At 73.7% G+C, this 14,107-nt stretch carries 15 protein-coding genes; 6 read left to right on the forward strand and 9 right to left on the reverse strand.

The window, feature by feature from the left end; all coding sequences use genetic code 11:
• The 4 genes from AC061S_RS43285 to AC061S_RS43300 form a co-directional block, all read left to right on the forward strand.
• Positions 1–1,457, forward strand: a 1,457-nt coding sequence (locus tag AC061S_RS43285; protein WP_478691376.1) for an acyltransferase domain-containing protein, incomplete at its 5' end; no start/stop codon positions are given.
• Between the two features lie 11 nt (positions 1,458–1,468).
• Positions 1,469–2,122 (forward strand): 4'-phosphopantetheinyl transferase superfamily protein, encoded by a 654-nt coding sequence (locus AC061S_RS43290; protein ID WP_478691377.1) that lies wholly within the window; start codon positions 1,469–1,471, stop codon positions 2,120–2,122.
• An 83-nt stretch (positions 2,123–2,205) separates the two neighbouring features.
• Entirely contained in the window at positions 2,206–4,656 is a 2,451-nt protein-coding gene (locus AC061S_RS43295) for a SpoIIE family protein phosphatase (RefSeq protein ID WP_478691378.1), read from the forward strand.
• 189 nt (positions 4,657–4,845) lie between these two features.
• Positions 4,846–5,085, forward strand: a complete 240-nt coding sequence (locus AC061S_RS43300; protein WP_478691379.1) for a response regulator transcription factor — start codon at positions 4,846–4,848, stop codon at positions 5,083–5,085.
• Here the strand turns inward: AC061S_RS43300 and AC061S_RS43305 are convergent.
• The 5 genes from AC061S_RS43305 to AC061S_RS43325 all read right to left on the reverse strand — a co-directional run bounded on the left by AC061S_RS43305 (position 5,036) and on the right by AC061S_RS43325 (position 8,935).
• On the reverse strand, positions 5,036–6,055 hold the full coding sequence (locus AC061S_RS43305) for a serine/threonine-protein kinase (RefSeq protein WP_478691380.1): 1,020 nt from the start codon (positions 6,053–6,055) through the stop codon (positions 5,036–5,038). The two genes, AC061S_RS43300 and AC061S_RS43305, sit on opposite strands and share 50 nt — an antisense overlap.
• 96 nt (positions 6,056–6,151) lie before the next feature.
• Positions 6,152–6,724: a hypothetical protein gene (locus tag AC061S_RS43310; protein WP_478691381.1), complete on the reverse strand. Its 573-nt coding sequence runs from the start codon at positions 6,722–6,724 to the stop codon at positions 6,152–6,154.
• A gap of 91 nt (positions 6,725–6,815) precedes the next feature.
• Positions 6,816–7,301 carry a helix-turn-helix domain-containing protein gene (locus tag AC061S_RS43315; RefSeq protein WP_478691382.1) on the reverse strand — a complete coding sequence of 162 codons (486 nt, stop codon included), beginning with the start codon at positions 7,299–7,301 and terminating at the stop codon, positions 6,816–6,818.
• Positions 7,302–7,413: 112 nt separating this feature from the next.
• Positions 7,414–8,013 carry a hypothetical protein gene (locus AC061S_RS43320; protein ID WP_478691383.1) on the reverse strand — a complete coding sequence of 200 codons (600 nt, stop codon included), beginning with the start codon at positions 8,011–8,013 and terminating at the stop codon, positions 7,414–7,416.
• A 217-nt stretch (positions 8,014–8,230) separates the two neighbouring features.
• Positions 8,231–8,935 carry a DUF998 domain-containing protein gene (locus AC061S_RS43325; RefSeq protein ID WP_478691384.1) on the reverse strand — a complete coding sequence of 235 codons (705 nt, stop codon included), beginning with the start codon at positions 8,933–8,935 and terminating at the stop codon, positions 8,231–8,233.
• Between the two features lie 169 nt (positions 8,936–9,104).
• Here AC061S_RS43325 and AC061S_RS43330 point away from each other — a divergent pair, with 169 nt between their 5' ends.
• Positions 9,105–9,428: a YciI family protein gene (locus AC061S_RS43330; RefSeq protein WP_478691385.1), complete on the forward strand. Its 324-nt coding sequence runs from the start codon at positions 9,105–9,107 to the stop codon at positions 9,426–9,428.
• Between the two features lie 3 nt (positions 9,429–9,431).
• Complete coding sequence (locus AC061S_RS43335; protein WP_478691386.1) at positions 9,432–11,420, forward strand: sigma-70 family RNA polymerase sigma factor; 1,989 nt, start codon at positions 9,432–9,434, stop codon at positions 11,418–11,420.
• Here AC061S_RS43335 and AC061S_RS43340 read toward each other — a convergent pair.
• From AC061S_RS43340 to AC061S_RS43355, 4 genes are all read right to left on the reverse strand, one after another.
• A complete protein-coding gene (locus tag AC061S_RS43340) occupies positions 11,417–11,944 on the reverse strand; it encodes an NADPH-dependent FMN reductase (protein WP_478691387.1) in 528 nt (175 codons plus the stop codon). The genes AC061S_RS43335 and AC061S_RS43340 overlap by 4 nt on opposite strands.
• 43 nt (positions 11,945–11,987) lie before the next feature.
• Entirely contained in the window at positions 11,988–12,806 is an 819-nt protein-coding gene (locus AC061S_RS43345) for a phosphate ABC transporter ATP-binding protein (protein WP_478691388.1), read from the reverse strand.
• 11 nt (positions 12,807–12,817) lie between these two features.
• Entirely contained in the window at positions 12,818–13,717 is a 900-nt protein-coding gene (locus AC061S_RS43350) for a sortase (protein ID WP_478691389.1), read from the reverse strand.
• 106 nt (positions 13,718–13,823) lie between these two features.
• Positions 13,824–14,107 (reverse strand): LPXTG cell wall anchor domain-containing protein (locus AC061S_RS43355; protein WP_478691390.1); only part of this gene is annotated, 284 nt, incomplete at its 5' end.

The following is a 14,107-nucleotide window of genomic DNA, read 5'->3' on the forward strand; positions in this document are numbered from 1 at the left end:
TCGTCTTCCTCTCGGCCGGCAACGCCGAGCTGCTGGACCAGCACATCGGCGACGTACTCGACGCACTCGACACGGCGGACCGTGCCCCGCTGGCCGCCGTGGCCCACACCCTCGGCTCCCGCGAACCCCTGACCGCCCGACTCGCGATCGTCGCCACCAACACGAACACGTTCGTCGAACGCCTGCGCCACGCCCGTGAGCAGCTCCTCGCCGGCACCCGCGGCGACCTCGGCGACGGCGCCTTCGCCGCCGAGGCCCCCCTGCCCGCCGCGCAGCGCCGCATCGCCTTCCTCTTTCCCGGCCAGGGCAGCCAGCGACCGGGCATGATGCGCGACCTCCACGACAGGTTCCCCGCCTACCGCTCCGCCGTCTGCGTCCTCAGCGCCGTGGCCCGCGCCGACCTCGGCTACGACCTGGCCGACCTCCTGTACGGCGAGGCCTCCGCCTCCGAGGCGTCCCTCGTGGACAACGGGGAGTTCGAGCGTAGGCTCGCCTCCACCGAGGTGTGCCAGCCCCTGCTCGGCACCGTCCAGATCGCCGCCACCCGCATCCTCGCCGACTGCGGCATCACCCCCGACCTCGCCCTGGGCCACAGCGCCGGGGAGTTCGCGGCCGCCGCGGCGGCCGGGGCGCTGACCCCCGTGGACGCCGTCCGGCTGCTGGTCCACCGCGGGGCGGCCCTGCGACGGGCCCAAACCGGCCTCCGGGGCGGAATGCTCGCGGTGCAGACCGACAAGGAGACCTGCCTCCGGCTCGTCGACGGGATCGACGGCGTCTGGCTCGCCTGCTTCAACCAGCCGCGACAGATCGTCGTCAGCGGCACGCCGGAAGGCCTCGCCGCCCTGCGCAAGGCCTGCGCCGAAGCCGGGGTCGTCACCGCGACGCTCGACGTGTCCAACGCCTTCCACTCCCCGCACCTGGCCCGGGCCGAGGAGGCCGTGCGCTCGGGCCTCGCCGCCCGTCGGGTCAGCAGCCCCGCCGTGCCCTTCGTCTCGTCCGTGAACGCCGAGGTCTGCACCGACCCCGACCAGCTGCGCGCCCTGTGGACCCGACACGCGTCCGCACCGGTCCTCTTCGGCGACGCGATCCGCACCGCCTACGACCAAGGGGCCCGCATCTTCCTCCAGGTGACGGGCGGCACCTCGCTCCTCACCTCGGCCCGCCGCAACCTCACCGGCCACGGCGACATCCACATCGTCCCCGCCGCCGGAGAGGAACCCGACAACGGACACACCTTCACCCTGGCCCTCGCCCAGCTCGCGGTCCTGGGCGCCCCCGTCGACCCCCGCACCCTGATCCCCGAAGAGGAGCGCCGGCTGCTGGACCTGCCGGTGGCCGAAGTCGACGGCCAGTCCTCCTGGGCCTCGCCCCACCAGGCCGTACCCGAGGACAGGGACCGGCTGCGCGCGCGACAGCTGGACACGGGCACGGACACCGCCGCCCCCGCCGCCGCGTGATCCCCGCCGTCATGCACACCGTCGCCTTCCCGCCGATCGCACCGGGCCACGTCCACCGCTGGGGCGGTGCCGTGCTCCTCGTGGCCCGCCGCGGCGAGCCCGACCGGGCGCCCTTCCTCTCACCGGCCGAGCGGCGCGTCGTCCACGCGCTGCCGGCCTGGCGGCAGGCCGAGTGGACGGCCGGTCGGTTGCTCGCCAAGGGGCTGGTCCACGAGGCCGTCGGCGCTCCGGAGCGGGAGGTCGAGGTGCTCCCCCGCGCGGACGGCAGCCCGTACGTCCTGGTCGGCGGCCGCCCGCTGCCGGAGCTGCACCTCTCCATCAGCCACACCGCCCGGCACGCCGCCGCGGCCCTCGCCCCGCAACCGGTCGGAGTGGACCTGTGCGAGACCGCCTCGGCCGAGGCGGTACGCCGGGTCGCGGATCACGTCCTGGCGCCCGGGGAGCTCTCCCTGATCGGTACGGACCGGCCCGAGGTCCTGGCCGCCGCCTGGGCCCTGAAGGAGGCGGCGGTCAAGGCCGACCGGAGCGGGGTGTTCGGCGCCGCTCCGCGCCGCGTGGAGATCCTGGGCCTGCGGCCGCCCCTCCTCGGCGGGCGGCGCCGCGCGATGGTCTGGCGGGCGGCGGACGCGGTCCTGGCCCTCGTCCTGGCGCACCCGGGCACGTGACGGCACTGCGTTGGTGCTCCTTGCCGCGCCGGATCATGCTTGTCAGTGGAGCCCCTGGCCAGGCGAAGGCGAGATGAGCGGCGATGGAGCAACTTCCCACCCCTCCCGGTGAGCGGCCGGCCCGGACGACGCACGCCTCCCCGGGGGCCGCGTACACGGCAACGGCCACCGTCAGCGAGCAGGGCATCGTGACCGGGTGGAGCGAGGACGCCCGCCGGCTGCTCGGCTACGCGCCATCGGAGGTCGTGGGACTGCCCGCCGCGGACCTGCTCGCGGACCGGTCCGGCGGGCCGGGCGGATCCGGCGGTACGGGCACTGCGGCGCGGCCCGTAGGGCCCGGGCAGGAGCGGTGGAGCGGCACCGTGCCGCTGCGCCACCGGGACGGCCGGCGGCTGGACGCGGGACTGCTCGCGCACCGCAGGACGGCCGCCGACGGGGCGGCCGAGTGGCTGGTGGTGTCCGCCGTGGCGGGAGCGCCCGGTGCGGCCTGGGGCGAGGCCCTGGGCGAATGGGCCTTCGACCGGTCCCCCTGCGTCCTGGCGGTCTTCGACGAGGATCTGCGGCTGGTGCGGGCGAACGACGGCATGCACCGCGCGCTCTCCCTCACGGAGGCCGAGATGCGCGGGCTGCGCCTGTCGGAGATCGCCCCCGACCCGGTGAGCGAGGAGACCGAGCGGGGGATGCGCCGGGTGCTGGAGACGGGCGAGCCGCAGTCCGTGGACGGCTTCGTCCGGCCGCCCGGCGCGGGCGCGCCGTACGGCTGGGCGACCTCGCTGGCCCCCGTACCGGGTCCGGACGGCCGGGTGCGGGCCGTGTACCTGACGGCGCACGACAGGGCCACCGGTGACCGCGGCCCGCGGCAGGCGCTCCCGTCGGACCTCGCCGGGGCCCGCATCGGCACCACCCCGGACAGTGCCCGCACCGCGCAGGAGCTGGCCGACGCGGCCGTCCCCCGGCTCGCCGACTTCGCCGTCGTCGACCTGCTCGAACCTTCCCCGCGCGGCGCGGGGCCGGCACCGCGTCCCGGGACGGGGGCGCTCACGGTGTCACGCAGCGCCGTACGGTCGGTCCTCGGCGGGAGCCAGGAGGCCCGGATCGCGGTCGGGGAGACGACCGTGTACCCGGCGCTGTCGCCCCCCGTGGAGTGCCTGGCCGCGGGGCGGGGCGCCGTGTACGGCACCGCCGACCCGGCCGTCGCCCGGTGGGTGGCGCAGGATCCCGGGGCCGCCTGGATCAGCGAGTACGGGACCCATTCGGTGATGCTGGTGCCGCTGCGCGACGGCGGGACCACCCTCGGCCTGGCCGTCTTCAGCCGCCACCAGCTCCGGGAGCCCTTCGATCCGGAGGATCTGCGGCTGGCCGAGGAGCTCACGGCCAGGGCGGCCACCGGCATCCACCGGGCGCGCCGGACCGCCCGGGAGCACACCAGCACGATGACGCTGCAGCGCAGCCTGCTCCCGCACACGCTGCCCGTGCAGTCGGCGCTGGAGATCGCCTCCCGCTATCTGCCCGCCGGCGGCGAGGCCGGTGTGGGCGGCGACTGGTTCGACGTGATCCCGCTGTCCGGAGCCCGGGTGGCCCTGGTCGTGGGCGATGTCGTCGGCCACGGCATGCGCGCCACTGCCACCATGGGCCGGCTGCGCACCGCGGTACGCACGCTGGCCGACGTCGACCTGCCTCCCGACGAGCTGCTCACCCACCTCGACGACCTGATCATCCACTTGGCGGCCGACGAGACCGGCCAGGAGGCGGCCGGGGGCATCGGCACCACCTGCCTCTACGTGGTGTACGACCCGGTGACCCGCCGGTGCACCGCCGCCCGGGCCGGCCACCCCCCGCCCGCCGTGGTCTCCCCCGAGGGCTCCGCGTACCTCCTCGACGTCCCGGCGGGGCCGCCGCTGGGCCTGGGGGGCCTGCCCTTCGAGACGGTCGAGGTCGAACTTCCCGAGGGGAGCCTGCTCGCGCTGTACACCGACGGCCTGCTACAGGCCCGCGACCACGACATCGACGAGGCCCTGGACAGCATGCTCGCGGCCCTGGTCCTGCCCGCCTCCACCCTGGACACCGTCTGCGACCGGGTGCTGACGGCTCTGCTGACCCACCGTCCCGATGACGACGTGGCCCTGCTCGTCGCCCGTACCCGGGCCCTGCACACCGACAAGGTCGCCGTCTGGGACCTGCCCTCCGACCCCTCCTTCGTCGCGCAGGCCCGCCGCAACGCAACCGACCAGCTGACGGTCTGGGGGCTCGACGACGCCGCCTTCGTCACGGAGCTCGTGGTCAGCGAACTGGTCACCAACGCCATCCGCTACGGCGAGCCGCCCGTCCAGCTCCGGCTGATCCACGAGGGCACCACGCTGATCTGCGAGGTCTCGGACGCGAGCGGTACCGCCCCGCACATGCGGCGGGCCCGGATCTTCGACGAGGGAGGGCGCGGCCTGCTGCTGGTCGCGCAGCTCACCCAGCGCTGGGGCACCCGGCACACCCTCTTCGGCAAGACCATCTGGGCCGAGCAGTCCCTCACCGGGTTCTGAGGACCTTCCGAGGACTGAGGACCTTCTCCCCTGCCCTGTGACACGCCCGTGACAGACGACGGACAGGCTCATGAACTCCCACCGACAGGCTCTTTAACACGGACATACATTCACATTCGTGGACATGTCCTCTGCTTCCAAAGGTGCGAGCAGCCGTGATGAACGAGCCGAAGTGCCGGAGGAAGTCCCATGAGCCTCACACTCGTCGCGCCGCACCCCGAAGCCGCCACAGCCCCCGCAGCCGTCCTCGCTCCGCGTGAGCAGGAGGCGCTGCGCCACATCGCCGCCGGGTGCACCTACGTGCAGACGGCCCGCTCCATGGGACTCTCCAAGCACACGGTCGACGCGTACCTGCGCCGCATCCGGGCCAAGCTGGGCATCAACACGACGGCGGAAATGACCCGCCTGGCGATCTCCCTGGGCCTGTGAACACCGGCCGGGCCCAGTCCGGGGGTTCCCTGGGCGGCGCCTGGCTCCCCGGATCCGCAGGCTGCGGACCGGCCCGCCGGGCAGGTGCGGTCACGGTGGCCGCACGCAGAGCCGCCACGAATTCCAGGCAGGAGTCGTAGCGGTCCTCCGGGACCTTCGCCAGAGCCTTCGCCAGTACAACGTCGGCCGCCGACGCGATATCGGGCCGCTTCTCCGTCAGGGGAGGCGGCTTCTCGTATTGGTGCGCCCACAGCAGCGCGGGGGCGTCGTCCCGGACGAAGGGCGGCCCGCCGGCGAGGGACTCGTAGACGACACAGCCGAGGCTGTAGACATCGCACCTGCCGTCGACCGGGCGCCCCGAGATCTGTTCCGGCGCCATGTAGTCGACCGTGCCGACGAACTCGCCCGCCGTGGTGAACCCGGTGAGCGCCAGCGACTTCTTCGTCAGGCCGAAGTCCGTGAGGTAGACGTGCTCGGGGTGGTCGCTGTCGGTGCCCTCGGCGACCAGGATGTTGGCGGGCTTGACGTCCCGGTGCACCAGATCGTGCTCGTGGGCGGCGTCGAGCGCCGATGCCACCTGGGCGGCGATGCGCAGCGCGGTCGCGACGGGCAGCGGTCCGTCCCGGTCCAGCAGGGCCCGCAGGTCCATCCCGGCGACGTACCGCATGGCGATGTAGAGGACCCCGTCGGTCTCCCCCGCTTCGAAGACGGGCACGATGTGCGGGTGGTCGATCCTCGCGGCCACCCGGGATTCGTGGGCGAAGCGGCGCCGGAAGACCTCGTCCCGGACGCGCTCCGGGGCAATCAGCTTGAGCGCGACCGTACGGTCCAGGCGCAGGTCCTTCGCCTGGTAGACGACGGCCATGCCGCCCCGGCCGATGATGCGCTCGATCCGGTAGCCGGCGATCTGCTGCCCGATCAGGCCGGAGGCGCGGCCCGTATAAAGGCCCCGGTTCGCTGCCGTGCCCATCAGGCGCCTCCCGTCGCAAGTCTATCCAGTGATCCACACGCACGCCCGTGGGGCGAGCGGCGCTCGCCCCACGGGGGATGGTGCCCGGCCGGGTGGTCAGTCGTCGTCGCCGCCGGCTCCGCCGTTGCCGCCGCGGCCACTGCTTTCGCAGCCGACGCCGACGCAGATGCCGCCGTTGCCGCCCCGGCCGCCGTTGCCGGCGTCGCCGCCGGCGGGTGCGTTGCCGCCCTTTCCGCCGTTTCCGCCGTTGACGCTGCCGTTGCACACTCCGGCGCAGATCCCGCCGTTGCCGCCCTTCGTTCCGTCGCCGGCCGGCCGGCCCTGGGTGCCGTTCCCGCCGTTGGCGCTGCCGTTGCACAGTCCGGCGCAGATCCCGCCGTTGCCCCCGTTGGTGCCGTTGACCGTTCCGTTGCAGTTGCCCGCGCACACCTTGTCCCCGACGCGGACGCTGCCGTTGCCGACTTTGACCTTGCCGGTGAGTCGGCTCGTGCCCGGTCTGCTGTCACCGCCGGCGGCGTCGTACCCGCCCTGCCAGCCGTGGGACGCCGTCGGAGCCGTACGGACCGCGGACGCCGGAGCCGCCATGGCCGCGGGCGCCATCGCACCGGCACCGATCAACGTCGACGAGATGACAAGACCAATACGGAACTTCCAAGAACGTGCGCGCATGGGATTCTCCTTGCCGATTGATTGCTGAACTGGGTGCCGGGAATTCGGACGGAAAGGACCCGGCCGGCCACCGGCCGGACGGGCCCGTATGTCAGGTGGAGAGGGGGGAGAAGGGGGAGCTGCTTCCCATCAGGGCGAGCCAGTCGCCGTTCTGGTAGCTCTTCTTCCAGCTGTCGATCTGGTCGGTCGAGATCTCGTACTTCTTGGCGATCTTCTCCTTCATCTCGTCGGAGTCGTCGGCCAGCAGGGTCACCACGATGCGCACCTTGTCCACCATCGTCAGCTCCGACTTGGGCTTGTCCGGCAGGTCGTCGAACCGGAAGCAGCCGGCGCGGCCGGGCTTGCCGGGCTCACCGGGCTCACCGGGCTGACCGCCCTTGCCGCCCTTGCCGCCTTCGCCGCCCTCGCCGCCCTCGCCGCCGATCCCGCAGTGGGCGGGCGACCCGGTCATGACCGAGGAAACGTTGTGTGCGGGGGTGTGGGACTGCGCAGCTTGCGCGGCGCACGCCGTACCGGTGACGAAAGCCAGGGAGGCCGCCGCCAGGATGAGCGGACGCTGCCAGGGGCTCGTGAACATGGGGGTTCTCCGTTTCCGTGAGATCACGGGTGTCGCTGATGAGAAAGAAGGGGGTAGGTCTGGGGGGTGGGGGTGGAGGCCCTGAAGGCCTCCACCCCTCTCTCAATCGCGGTTAGAAGATGCTGCCGCCACCGGCGCCGCCACCGCCGCCGAGGCCGCCGAACAGGCCACCGAAGCCGCCCTTGCCGCCCTTGCCGCCGTTGCCGCCCTCGAAGACGCCGAAGCCGCCCTTGCCGCCCTTGCCGCCGTTGCCGCCGATCAGCTTGCCGTCGCCGCCGTTGCCGGCGTTGCCACCGCTGCCACCGAAGAGGCCGCTGCCGCCACCCCCGCCGTTGCCGCCCTTGCCGCCGATGACGCCTTCGCCGCCGCCACCGCCGCCACCGCCGCCGCCACCGGAGAGGACGCCGTCGCCGCCCTTGCCTCCGTTGCCGCCGGCACCGCCGGTACCGAGGACGCTGCCCCCGCCGGAGCCGCCGGAGCCGCCACCGCCGCCGATGAGGCCGCCGCCGCCTTCCCCGCCGTCCCCTCCGGCGCCACCGGCGGCCGGGAGGGCAGTGGCCACATGGGCCGCCGGCATCGGGGCCGCCGTCGCCATGGAGGCCGGAAGGATGACCGCTCCCGAGATCATGGCGGCCGATGCGACCAGGGTCGCCATGCGGAATCCACGACGGTTGGTGCGGACGCCGTTGTTGGTGCGAGTCTTACGGTTCATGGCCTTCTCCTAATGGTTTAGGTGCCCCGGATATTCGGGACGGTGCGGTAATTCGAGGAGAAGAAGAGTCCCTCGGAGAGGTTTTTCCGTCCCTTCCTCGTGCCTCAAGTAAGCCCCGGCCGGTACATCCGGGTCATGTTCCGGAAACTCGGGACTTGACACCCTCCGCATCACCGGTTAAAAGCCCGGGAGACCCCGTGAAGGGCACGGCCGCGGGTCAGATGCCGCGGCGGCCGCGGTACGCGACCACGGAGATCCAGAGCATCGCCGTGACGGCTCCGACGGCCAGGGTCAGGGTGCCGGCAGGGCCGCCGCTCATCGCCCAGCCGTTGCCGATCAGGAGGGCGCTACCGGCGACCCGGGAGGCGCTCGCGTACCGGCGGTTTCCAGCGCGGCCGAAGTGGCGGCCCAGGACGTAGCAGGCGGCGATCAGCGAGGTGAAGGTGACCGTCCCGGCGGCGAAGTGCGCGTAGCTGTGCCAGGTGAGCGTGGCGGCCTCCGCGGAGGGGGCGCCCAAGGGGAAGCCGTCGACCGGGTCCATGACGAAGGCCCCCGCCGCGATCATGCCGATGCCGGCGATCCGGACCAGCCGGGGCGCCCAGGTGGATCCGGAGGTGCCGCGCAGGGCCCGGCGCAGGCCGGTCGCCCCGATGGCGAGGAGGGCTCCGGCGAGCAGGAAGTTGGTGATCTGGAGCCAGCCGAGGCTGCCGTTGCTCAGCGCGCTCAGCGGGTGGCGGGTGATGTCGAAGCCCTGGCGGGTCGCGGCCTGGGTCAGGGAGACGACCGCCCACACCGGGGAGGCGACGACCACGCAGGTGAGCAGGGAGCGCGTGGCGGCGGAGGAGGACGGGGAGTCGGAGGAGGAGGAGAAGGAGGAGCGGGTGGCGGAGGAGACGGTGGCGGCGGGGGTCTGCGTGGTCATGGTGGATGCCTCTCGGGTGCGGCGCATGCGGCTGCGGCTCGTTTTCGGTTCTCGCCGATACGTCGAACCGGAAAGCTGACAGGGAATGGGCGCGTTCCCTGTCACATCACCCGTTCGACGTGTAGGCAGGTACGGGCAGCAGCTCCGACCACGAGACAAGGGAGTCCCCATGCGCTACCTGATGACGACGAAGCCGTCCGACGCCGCCCCCGACGAGCGGCTGTACGCCGAAATGGGCAGGTTCATCGAGGAGCTGACGGCGGCCGGCGTGCTGCTGGCGACAGGCGGCCTGGAACCGGGCGGCATCCTGGTGGCCTCCGCGGGCGAGGAGATCACCGTGACGGACGGGCCGTTCGCCGAGGCCAAGGAGGCCGTGGCCGGTTTCGCGCTGATCGAGGTCCGGTCCAGGGAAGAGGCGATCGAGCTGGCCCGCCGGTTCCGCAGGATCGTCGGTGACGGCGAGAGCGTGGTCCAGCAGGTCTACGGCCCCTGATCCGTGCCGGACACCTCGCGGACGATCGACGCGGTCTGGAAGCTCGAATCGGCCAGGATCATCGCCACACTCACGCGCATGGTGCACGATGTCGGCCTGGCCGAGGAACTGGCCCAGGACGCGCTCGTCGCCGCGCTCGAACAGTGGCCGGGCGCCGGGGTCCCGGACAACCCCGGCGCCTGGCTGACGACCACGGCCAAGCGCCGGGCGGTCGACCACATCCGGCGCTCCCGGCTGCTGACGGACAAGCAGGAGCAGCTCGCCCACGAGCTGGAGGAGCGTCAGGAGCCCGAACAGGACGACGTCCTGCGGCTGATGTTCCTCTCCTGCCACCCCGTACTGCCGGCCGAATCCCGTGCGGCGCTCACCCTCCGGCTGCTGGGCGGCCTGACGGCCGAGGAGATCGCACGGGCCTTCCTCGTCACGGCGACCGCCGTCACCGGGCGGATCGCCGCGGCCAAGCGCACGCTGGCCGAGCACCGCGTGCCCTTCGACCTGCCGGAGGAGACGGAGCTGCCCGAGCGGCTGTCCTCGGTGCTGGAGGTCATCTACCTGATCTTCAACGAGGGCTACTCGGCCACCTCCGGCGACGATCTGATGCGGCCCGGGCTCTGCCTCGAAGCGCTCCGGCTGGGCCGGCTGCTGGCCGAGCTGGTCCCCCGGGAGGCCGAGGTGCACGCCCTGGTCGCGCTGATGGAGATCCAGGCCTCCCGTTCGGCGGCGCGCACCGGGCCCTCGGGCGAGCCGGTTCAGCTGCACGAGCAGAACCGGGGGCGCTGGGACCAGTTGCTCGTCCGCCGCGGCTTCACCGCGATGCTGCGCGCGCGGGAGGCCGGCGGGGCACCCGGCCCGTACATGCTGCAAGCGGCGATCGCCGTGCGCCACGCGCAGGCACGCACCGCCGCGGAGACCGACTGGGCGCAGATCGCGACCCTGTACGGGGCCTTGGCGCGGCTGCGGCCGACGGCGGTGGTCCAGCTCAACCGGGCGGTGGCGCTGGGGATGGCGGACGGGCCGCAGGCCGGCCTCGACCTGGTGGACTCCCTGGTCGCCGATCCCGTGCTCCGCGACTACCACCTCCTCCCCAGCGTCCGGGGAGACCTGCTGCTGCGCCTGGACCGCGGCCCGGAGGCGCGGAGGGAGTTCCTCCGGGCGGCGGCCCTCGCCAAGAACGCCGCCGAGCGCGCCTTCCTGCGCCGGCGCGCCGAGGAGGTCCCGGCCACCGGCGGCCCGGCGGGTCCCGCACCGGGTCCGACCCTCGGCCGGGCCGCGGAGGGCTTCCTGGGCCGGGCGGATCTGGACGCGGCGACGGTCCGCTCGTACGGGCAGACCCTGCGGCGGCTGCGCCTGGACCTCGGCGACGGCACGCCGCTGTCCCGTCTGACGTCCGAGGAGGTGGCACGGGTGTGCTCGGCCGCCTGGGGCGCCGCGGCGGCCAGGACCTGGAACCGGCACCGCTCGGCCGTACGCTCCTTCGGCGCCTGGGCCGGACTGGACGGACTCGCGGCAGGGCTGGAGCGGCGCGCCGAGCCCCGCCCCCGGGCATCCACCCTGGGCCCCGCGCAGCTCGACGCCCTCTGGAGCGACCCCGAAGTACCCCTGAGGGAACAGACGTTGTGGCGGCTCCTGCACGAGTCGGCGGCGGGGGTGAAGGCCGTCCTGTCCCTGAACGTGGAGGACCTGGACCTGGAGGACCGCCGGGCCCGCGCGGGCCGCACGTGGGTGAGCTGGCGCTCCGGTACGGCCCGGCTGCTGCCCCTGCTGCTGGCCGGCCGCACCCGGGGCCCGGTGTTCCTCTCCGAACGGCGGCCCGGACCGGCCCGGACCCCCGGGCCGGCCGATCTGTGTCCGGACACGGGCCGGCGCCGCCTGTCCTACGAGCGGGCCGAGCACCTCTTCAAGGAGGCCACCAAGCACCTTGACCCGGCGCACGGGGGCTACACCCTGCGCCGCCTCAAACCCGATCCGCGGCCGCCCGCAGGCACCCGCTAGGCCAACAGGGCGAGGATCCGGCCGAGTTGTGCGCGTACGGCTTCGTCGGTGATGGTCCCGTCGGCGCCGACCGTCCGGCGGTCCACGGGGATCCGTACGCACGCCTCGTCCCTGATGTCGGCGCCGGTGTAGCCGAGGACGGTCCGCAGTGCGGCCTCCGCGCCCTGGCCGCGTCCCGGGGCCGCCGCGTTCACCCAGGCGACGGGCTTGTCGCAGATCTCGGTGCCGCCGACCGTCCAGTCCAGCAGGTTCTTGAAGGAGCCGGGCAGGGTGCCGGCGTACTCCGGGGTGCAGATCAGGACCGCGGCCGCCTCGGCGATCGCCGCGCGCAACCCGGCCACGGGGCCCGGCAGCGGATCGGCGTCGTCGTCGGGGTTGAAGTGCGGAAGGTCCGCCAGCCCCTCGTAGAGGACCGTCCTCACCCGCGAGGGGGCCGCCGCCCGCGCGGTGCGCAGGACGGTCTCGTTGGAGGACCCGGCCCGCAGGCTTCCCGTCAGCAAGAGGACCACAGGCAGCGTAGGCATGTACCCCAATGTAGTCACCCGTCACGGGACGGAGCCGCCGGGGTCAGCCGAAGCGGCCCTGGACGTAGTCCGAGGTGCGCGGGTCGGCGGGGCTGGAGAACATGGCCTCCGTGGGTCCGTGTTCCACGATCTGGCCGGGCGTGCCCTGCTCCGCGAGGAAGAAGGCGCACTGGTCGGAAACCCGGGCCGCCTGCTGCATGTTGTGCGTCACGATCACGATGGTGACCTCGTCCGCCAGCTCGCGGACGGTCTCCTCGATGCGGCGCGTGGAGGTGGGGTCCAGGGCCGAGCAGGGTTCGTCCATCAGCAGGATCCGCGGCCGGACCGCGAGGGAGCGTGCGATGCACAGGCGCTGCTGCTGGCCGCCGGAGAGCGCGCCGCCCGGCTGGCGGAGCCGGTCCTGGACCTCCTTCCACAGCCCGGCCTTGGTCAGGCACTCCTCCACCAGCGCGTCCTTCTCGGCCCCCGAAACACGGGTGCCCGTCAGCTTGAGGCCCGCCGTGACGTTGTCGTAGACCGACATCGCCGGGAAGGGGTTCGGCTTCTGGAAGACCATGCCGATCCGGCGGCGCGCGTCGGTGAGCCGGCGGCCGCGGGCGTAGACGTCCTCTCCGTCGAGCAGGACCTCGCCGGCCAGTTCGGCGCCCGGGATCAGCTCGTGCATCCGGTTCAGGATCCGCAGGAACGTGGACTTGCCGCAGCCCGAGGGGCCGATCAGCGCCGTGACCTGGCCGCCGGGCATCGTCAGGGAGACCCGGTTGAGGACCTTGCGGCCGCCGAACCACGCCGAGACGTCCCGGGCGTCGAGGGTGGACGCGCCCGTAGCGGGGAGCGCGGGGAGGGGGATCGTCTGCGTCGTCATCACGGCCTCGTTCACAGGAGGTTGGGCAGGAGGAGGGCGGCCTGGTCGGCGACCGCCAGGCCGAGGGCGGCCAGTACGGGAAAGCCGACCAGCCAGGTGTGCGCGCGACCCCAGCGGATCCGCGCCCAGGCCAGGGCCGCCGCGGCGAGCAGCAGTGCCTGCGCCCACAGGACCAGCGGGAACCAGGCCGAGGTCTGGCTCCCGAGCGGGGCCTCGTCCGCGGCCAGCCGCCCCGGGGTGCGGCCGCCGGACTGCTGTACGGGCGTGGTGAGTTCGGTGTCGACGTGGACCACGCCGTCCGGCATGTACGGGGTCCCGTCCGCCGTCATGAGCGTGAGCAGGGCGGCGCCGGCGGCCGGCCGGGCCGGCTGCGGGTCGCCCGCGCGGCGGACGCCCAGCACCTTGTACGTGTGCTCGCCCTGGCCGGTGACGACCAGGAAGGTCTCCCCGCGCGCGAGGTCCGCGATGTGGGCGAAGGGGCCGCCGTAGCCCGCCTGCCGGCCCATGAGGATGCTCGTACCGGGCTGGCCGGGCAGGACCGTGTCGCGCCGGTGACCGGGCCCGGAGGCCAGTACCCCGGAGGTGGTCGCCTCGCGGACCACCTCGCGCAGCCCGATCTGCGGGATCTCCAGCAGGGCGACGGGGGTGCCGGGCTCGGTCGGGCCCAGCGGCGCGGTGGCGTTGGCGAGCTGTTCCCGGAGCTGCGCGTACCCCACCCGGCGGTCCCGCTCGTGGCGGAGGTGACCGAGCGGGCCGACTTCCGCGACGAAGCCGAGGAGCAGGGCGCCCAGGATGGCCAGGGCCGCGCCGGTGGCCCACAGGCCGGGTGGGCCCGTACGCCCCGCCGGGCCCTCGGGGGCTCCGGCGGGGTCGGGGCGCACGTCCACCGGCGGGGTGGAGGTGGCTGTCATCGTGTCTACTCCGAATGCGGATGCGGATGCTGCGGGGACGCGGCGGACGCGGCGGACGCGGCGGTTGCCGCGGTTGCCGCGGTTGCCGCGGTTGCTGCGGCTTCGGTCAGTTGCCCGGGAAGGTCAGCAGGCCGCGGCGGCGGGCCCACCAGACGAACGCGCCGCCGGTGACGACGAGGACCGCGCTCAGCAGGCCGAGCGTGGTGGCGTTGGCGCCGGTGTTGGCCAGGCCTCCACCGGGGCCGCCGGAGCCGCCGGCGGCTCCGCCCGAGACGTTGGTGGAGACGCCCACGCTGCCGCCGCCGCTCGTGGTCGTCCCCGTGGAGGCCGACGCGGACGGGGAGGTCGTCTCGGACGGGGTGGGGGTGGGGGACGCCGACTCCGAGGGGG

It is taken from the genome of Streptomyces sp. CA189 (assembly GCF_056428985.1).

Coding starts and splice junctions, on each gene's coding strand:
- AC061S_RS43320 (WP_478691383.1), bottom strand. CDS start 8,013: ATGAACCGTAAGACTCGCACCAACAACGGCGTCCGCACCAACCGTCGT.
- AC061S_RS43340 (WP_478691387.1), bottom strand. CDS start 11,944: ATGCCTACGCTGCCTGTGGTCCTCTTGCTGACGGGAAGCCTGCGGGCC.
- AC061S_RS43325 (WP_478691384.1), bottom strand. CDS start 8,935: ATGACCACGCAGACCCCCGCCGCCACCGTCTCCTCCGCCACCCGCTCC.
- AC061S_RS43345 (WP_478691388.1), bottom strand. CDS start 12,806: ATGACGACGCAGACGATCCCCCTCCCCGCGCTCCCCGCTACGGGCGCG.
- AC061S_RS43295 (WP_478691378.1), top strand. CDS start 2,206: ATGGAGCAACTTCCCACCCCTCCCGGTGAGCGGCCGGCCCGGACGACG.
- AC061S_RS43300 (WP_478691379.1), top strand. CDS start 4,846: ATGAGCCTCACACTCGTCGCGCCGCACCCCGAAGCCGCCACAGCCCCC.
- AC061S_RS43310 (WP_478691381.1), bottom strand. CDS start 6,724: ATGCGCGCACGTTCTTGGAAGTTCCGTATTGGTCTTGTCATCTCGTCG.
- AC061S_RS43315 (WP_478691382.1), bottom strand. CDS start 7,301: ATGTTCACGAGCCCCTGGCAGCGTCCGCTCATCCTGGCGGCGGCCTCC.
- AC061S_RS43290 (WP_478691377.1), top strand. CDS start 1,469: ATGCACACCGTCGCCTTCCCGCCGATCGCACCGGGCCACGTCCACCGC.
- AC061S_RS43330 (WP_478691385.1), top strand. CDS start 9,105: ATGCGCTACCTGATGACGACGAAGCCGTCCGACGCCGCCCCCGACGAG.
- AC061S_RS43305 (WP_478691380.1), bottom strand. CDS start 6,055: ATGGGCACGGCAGCGAACCGGGGCCTTTATACGGGCCGCGCCTCCGGC.
- AC061S_RS43350 (WP_478691389.1), bottom strand. CDS start 13,717: ATGACAGCCACCTCCACCCCGCCGGTGGACGTGCGCCCCGACCCCGCC.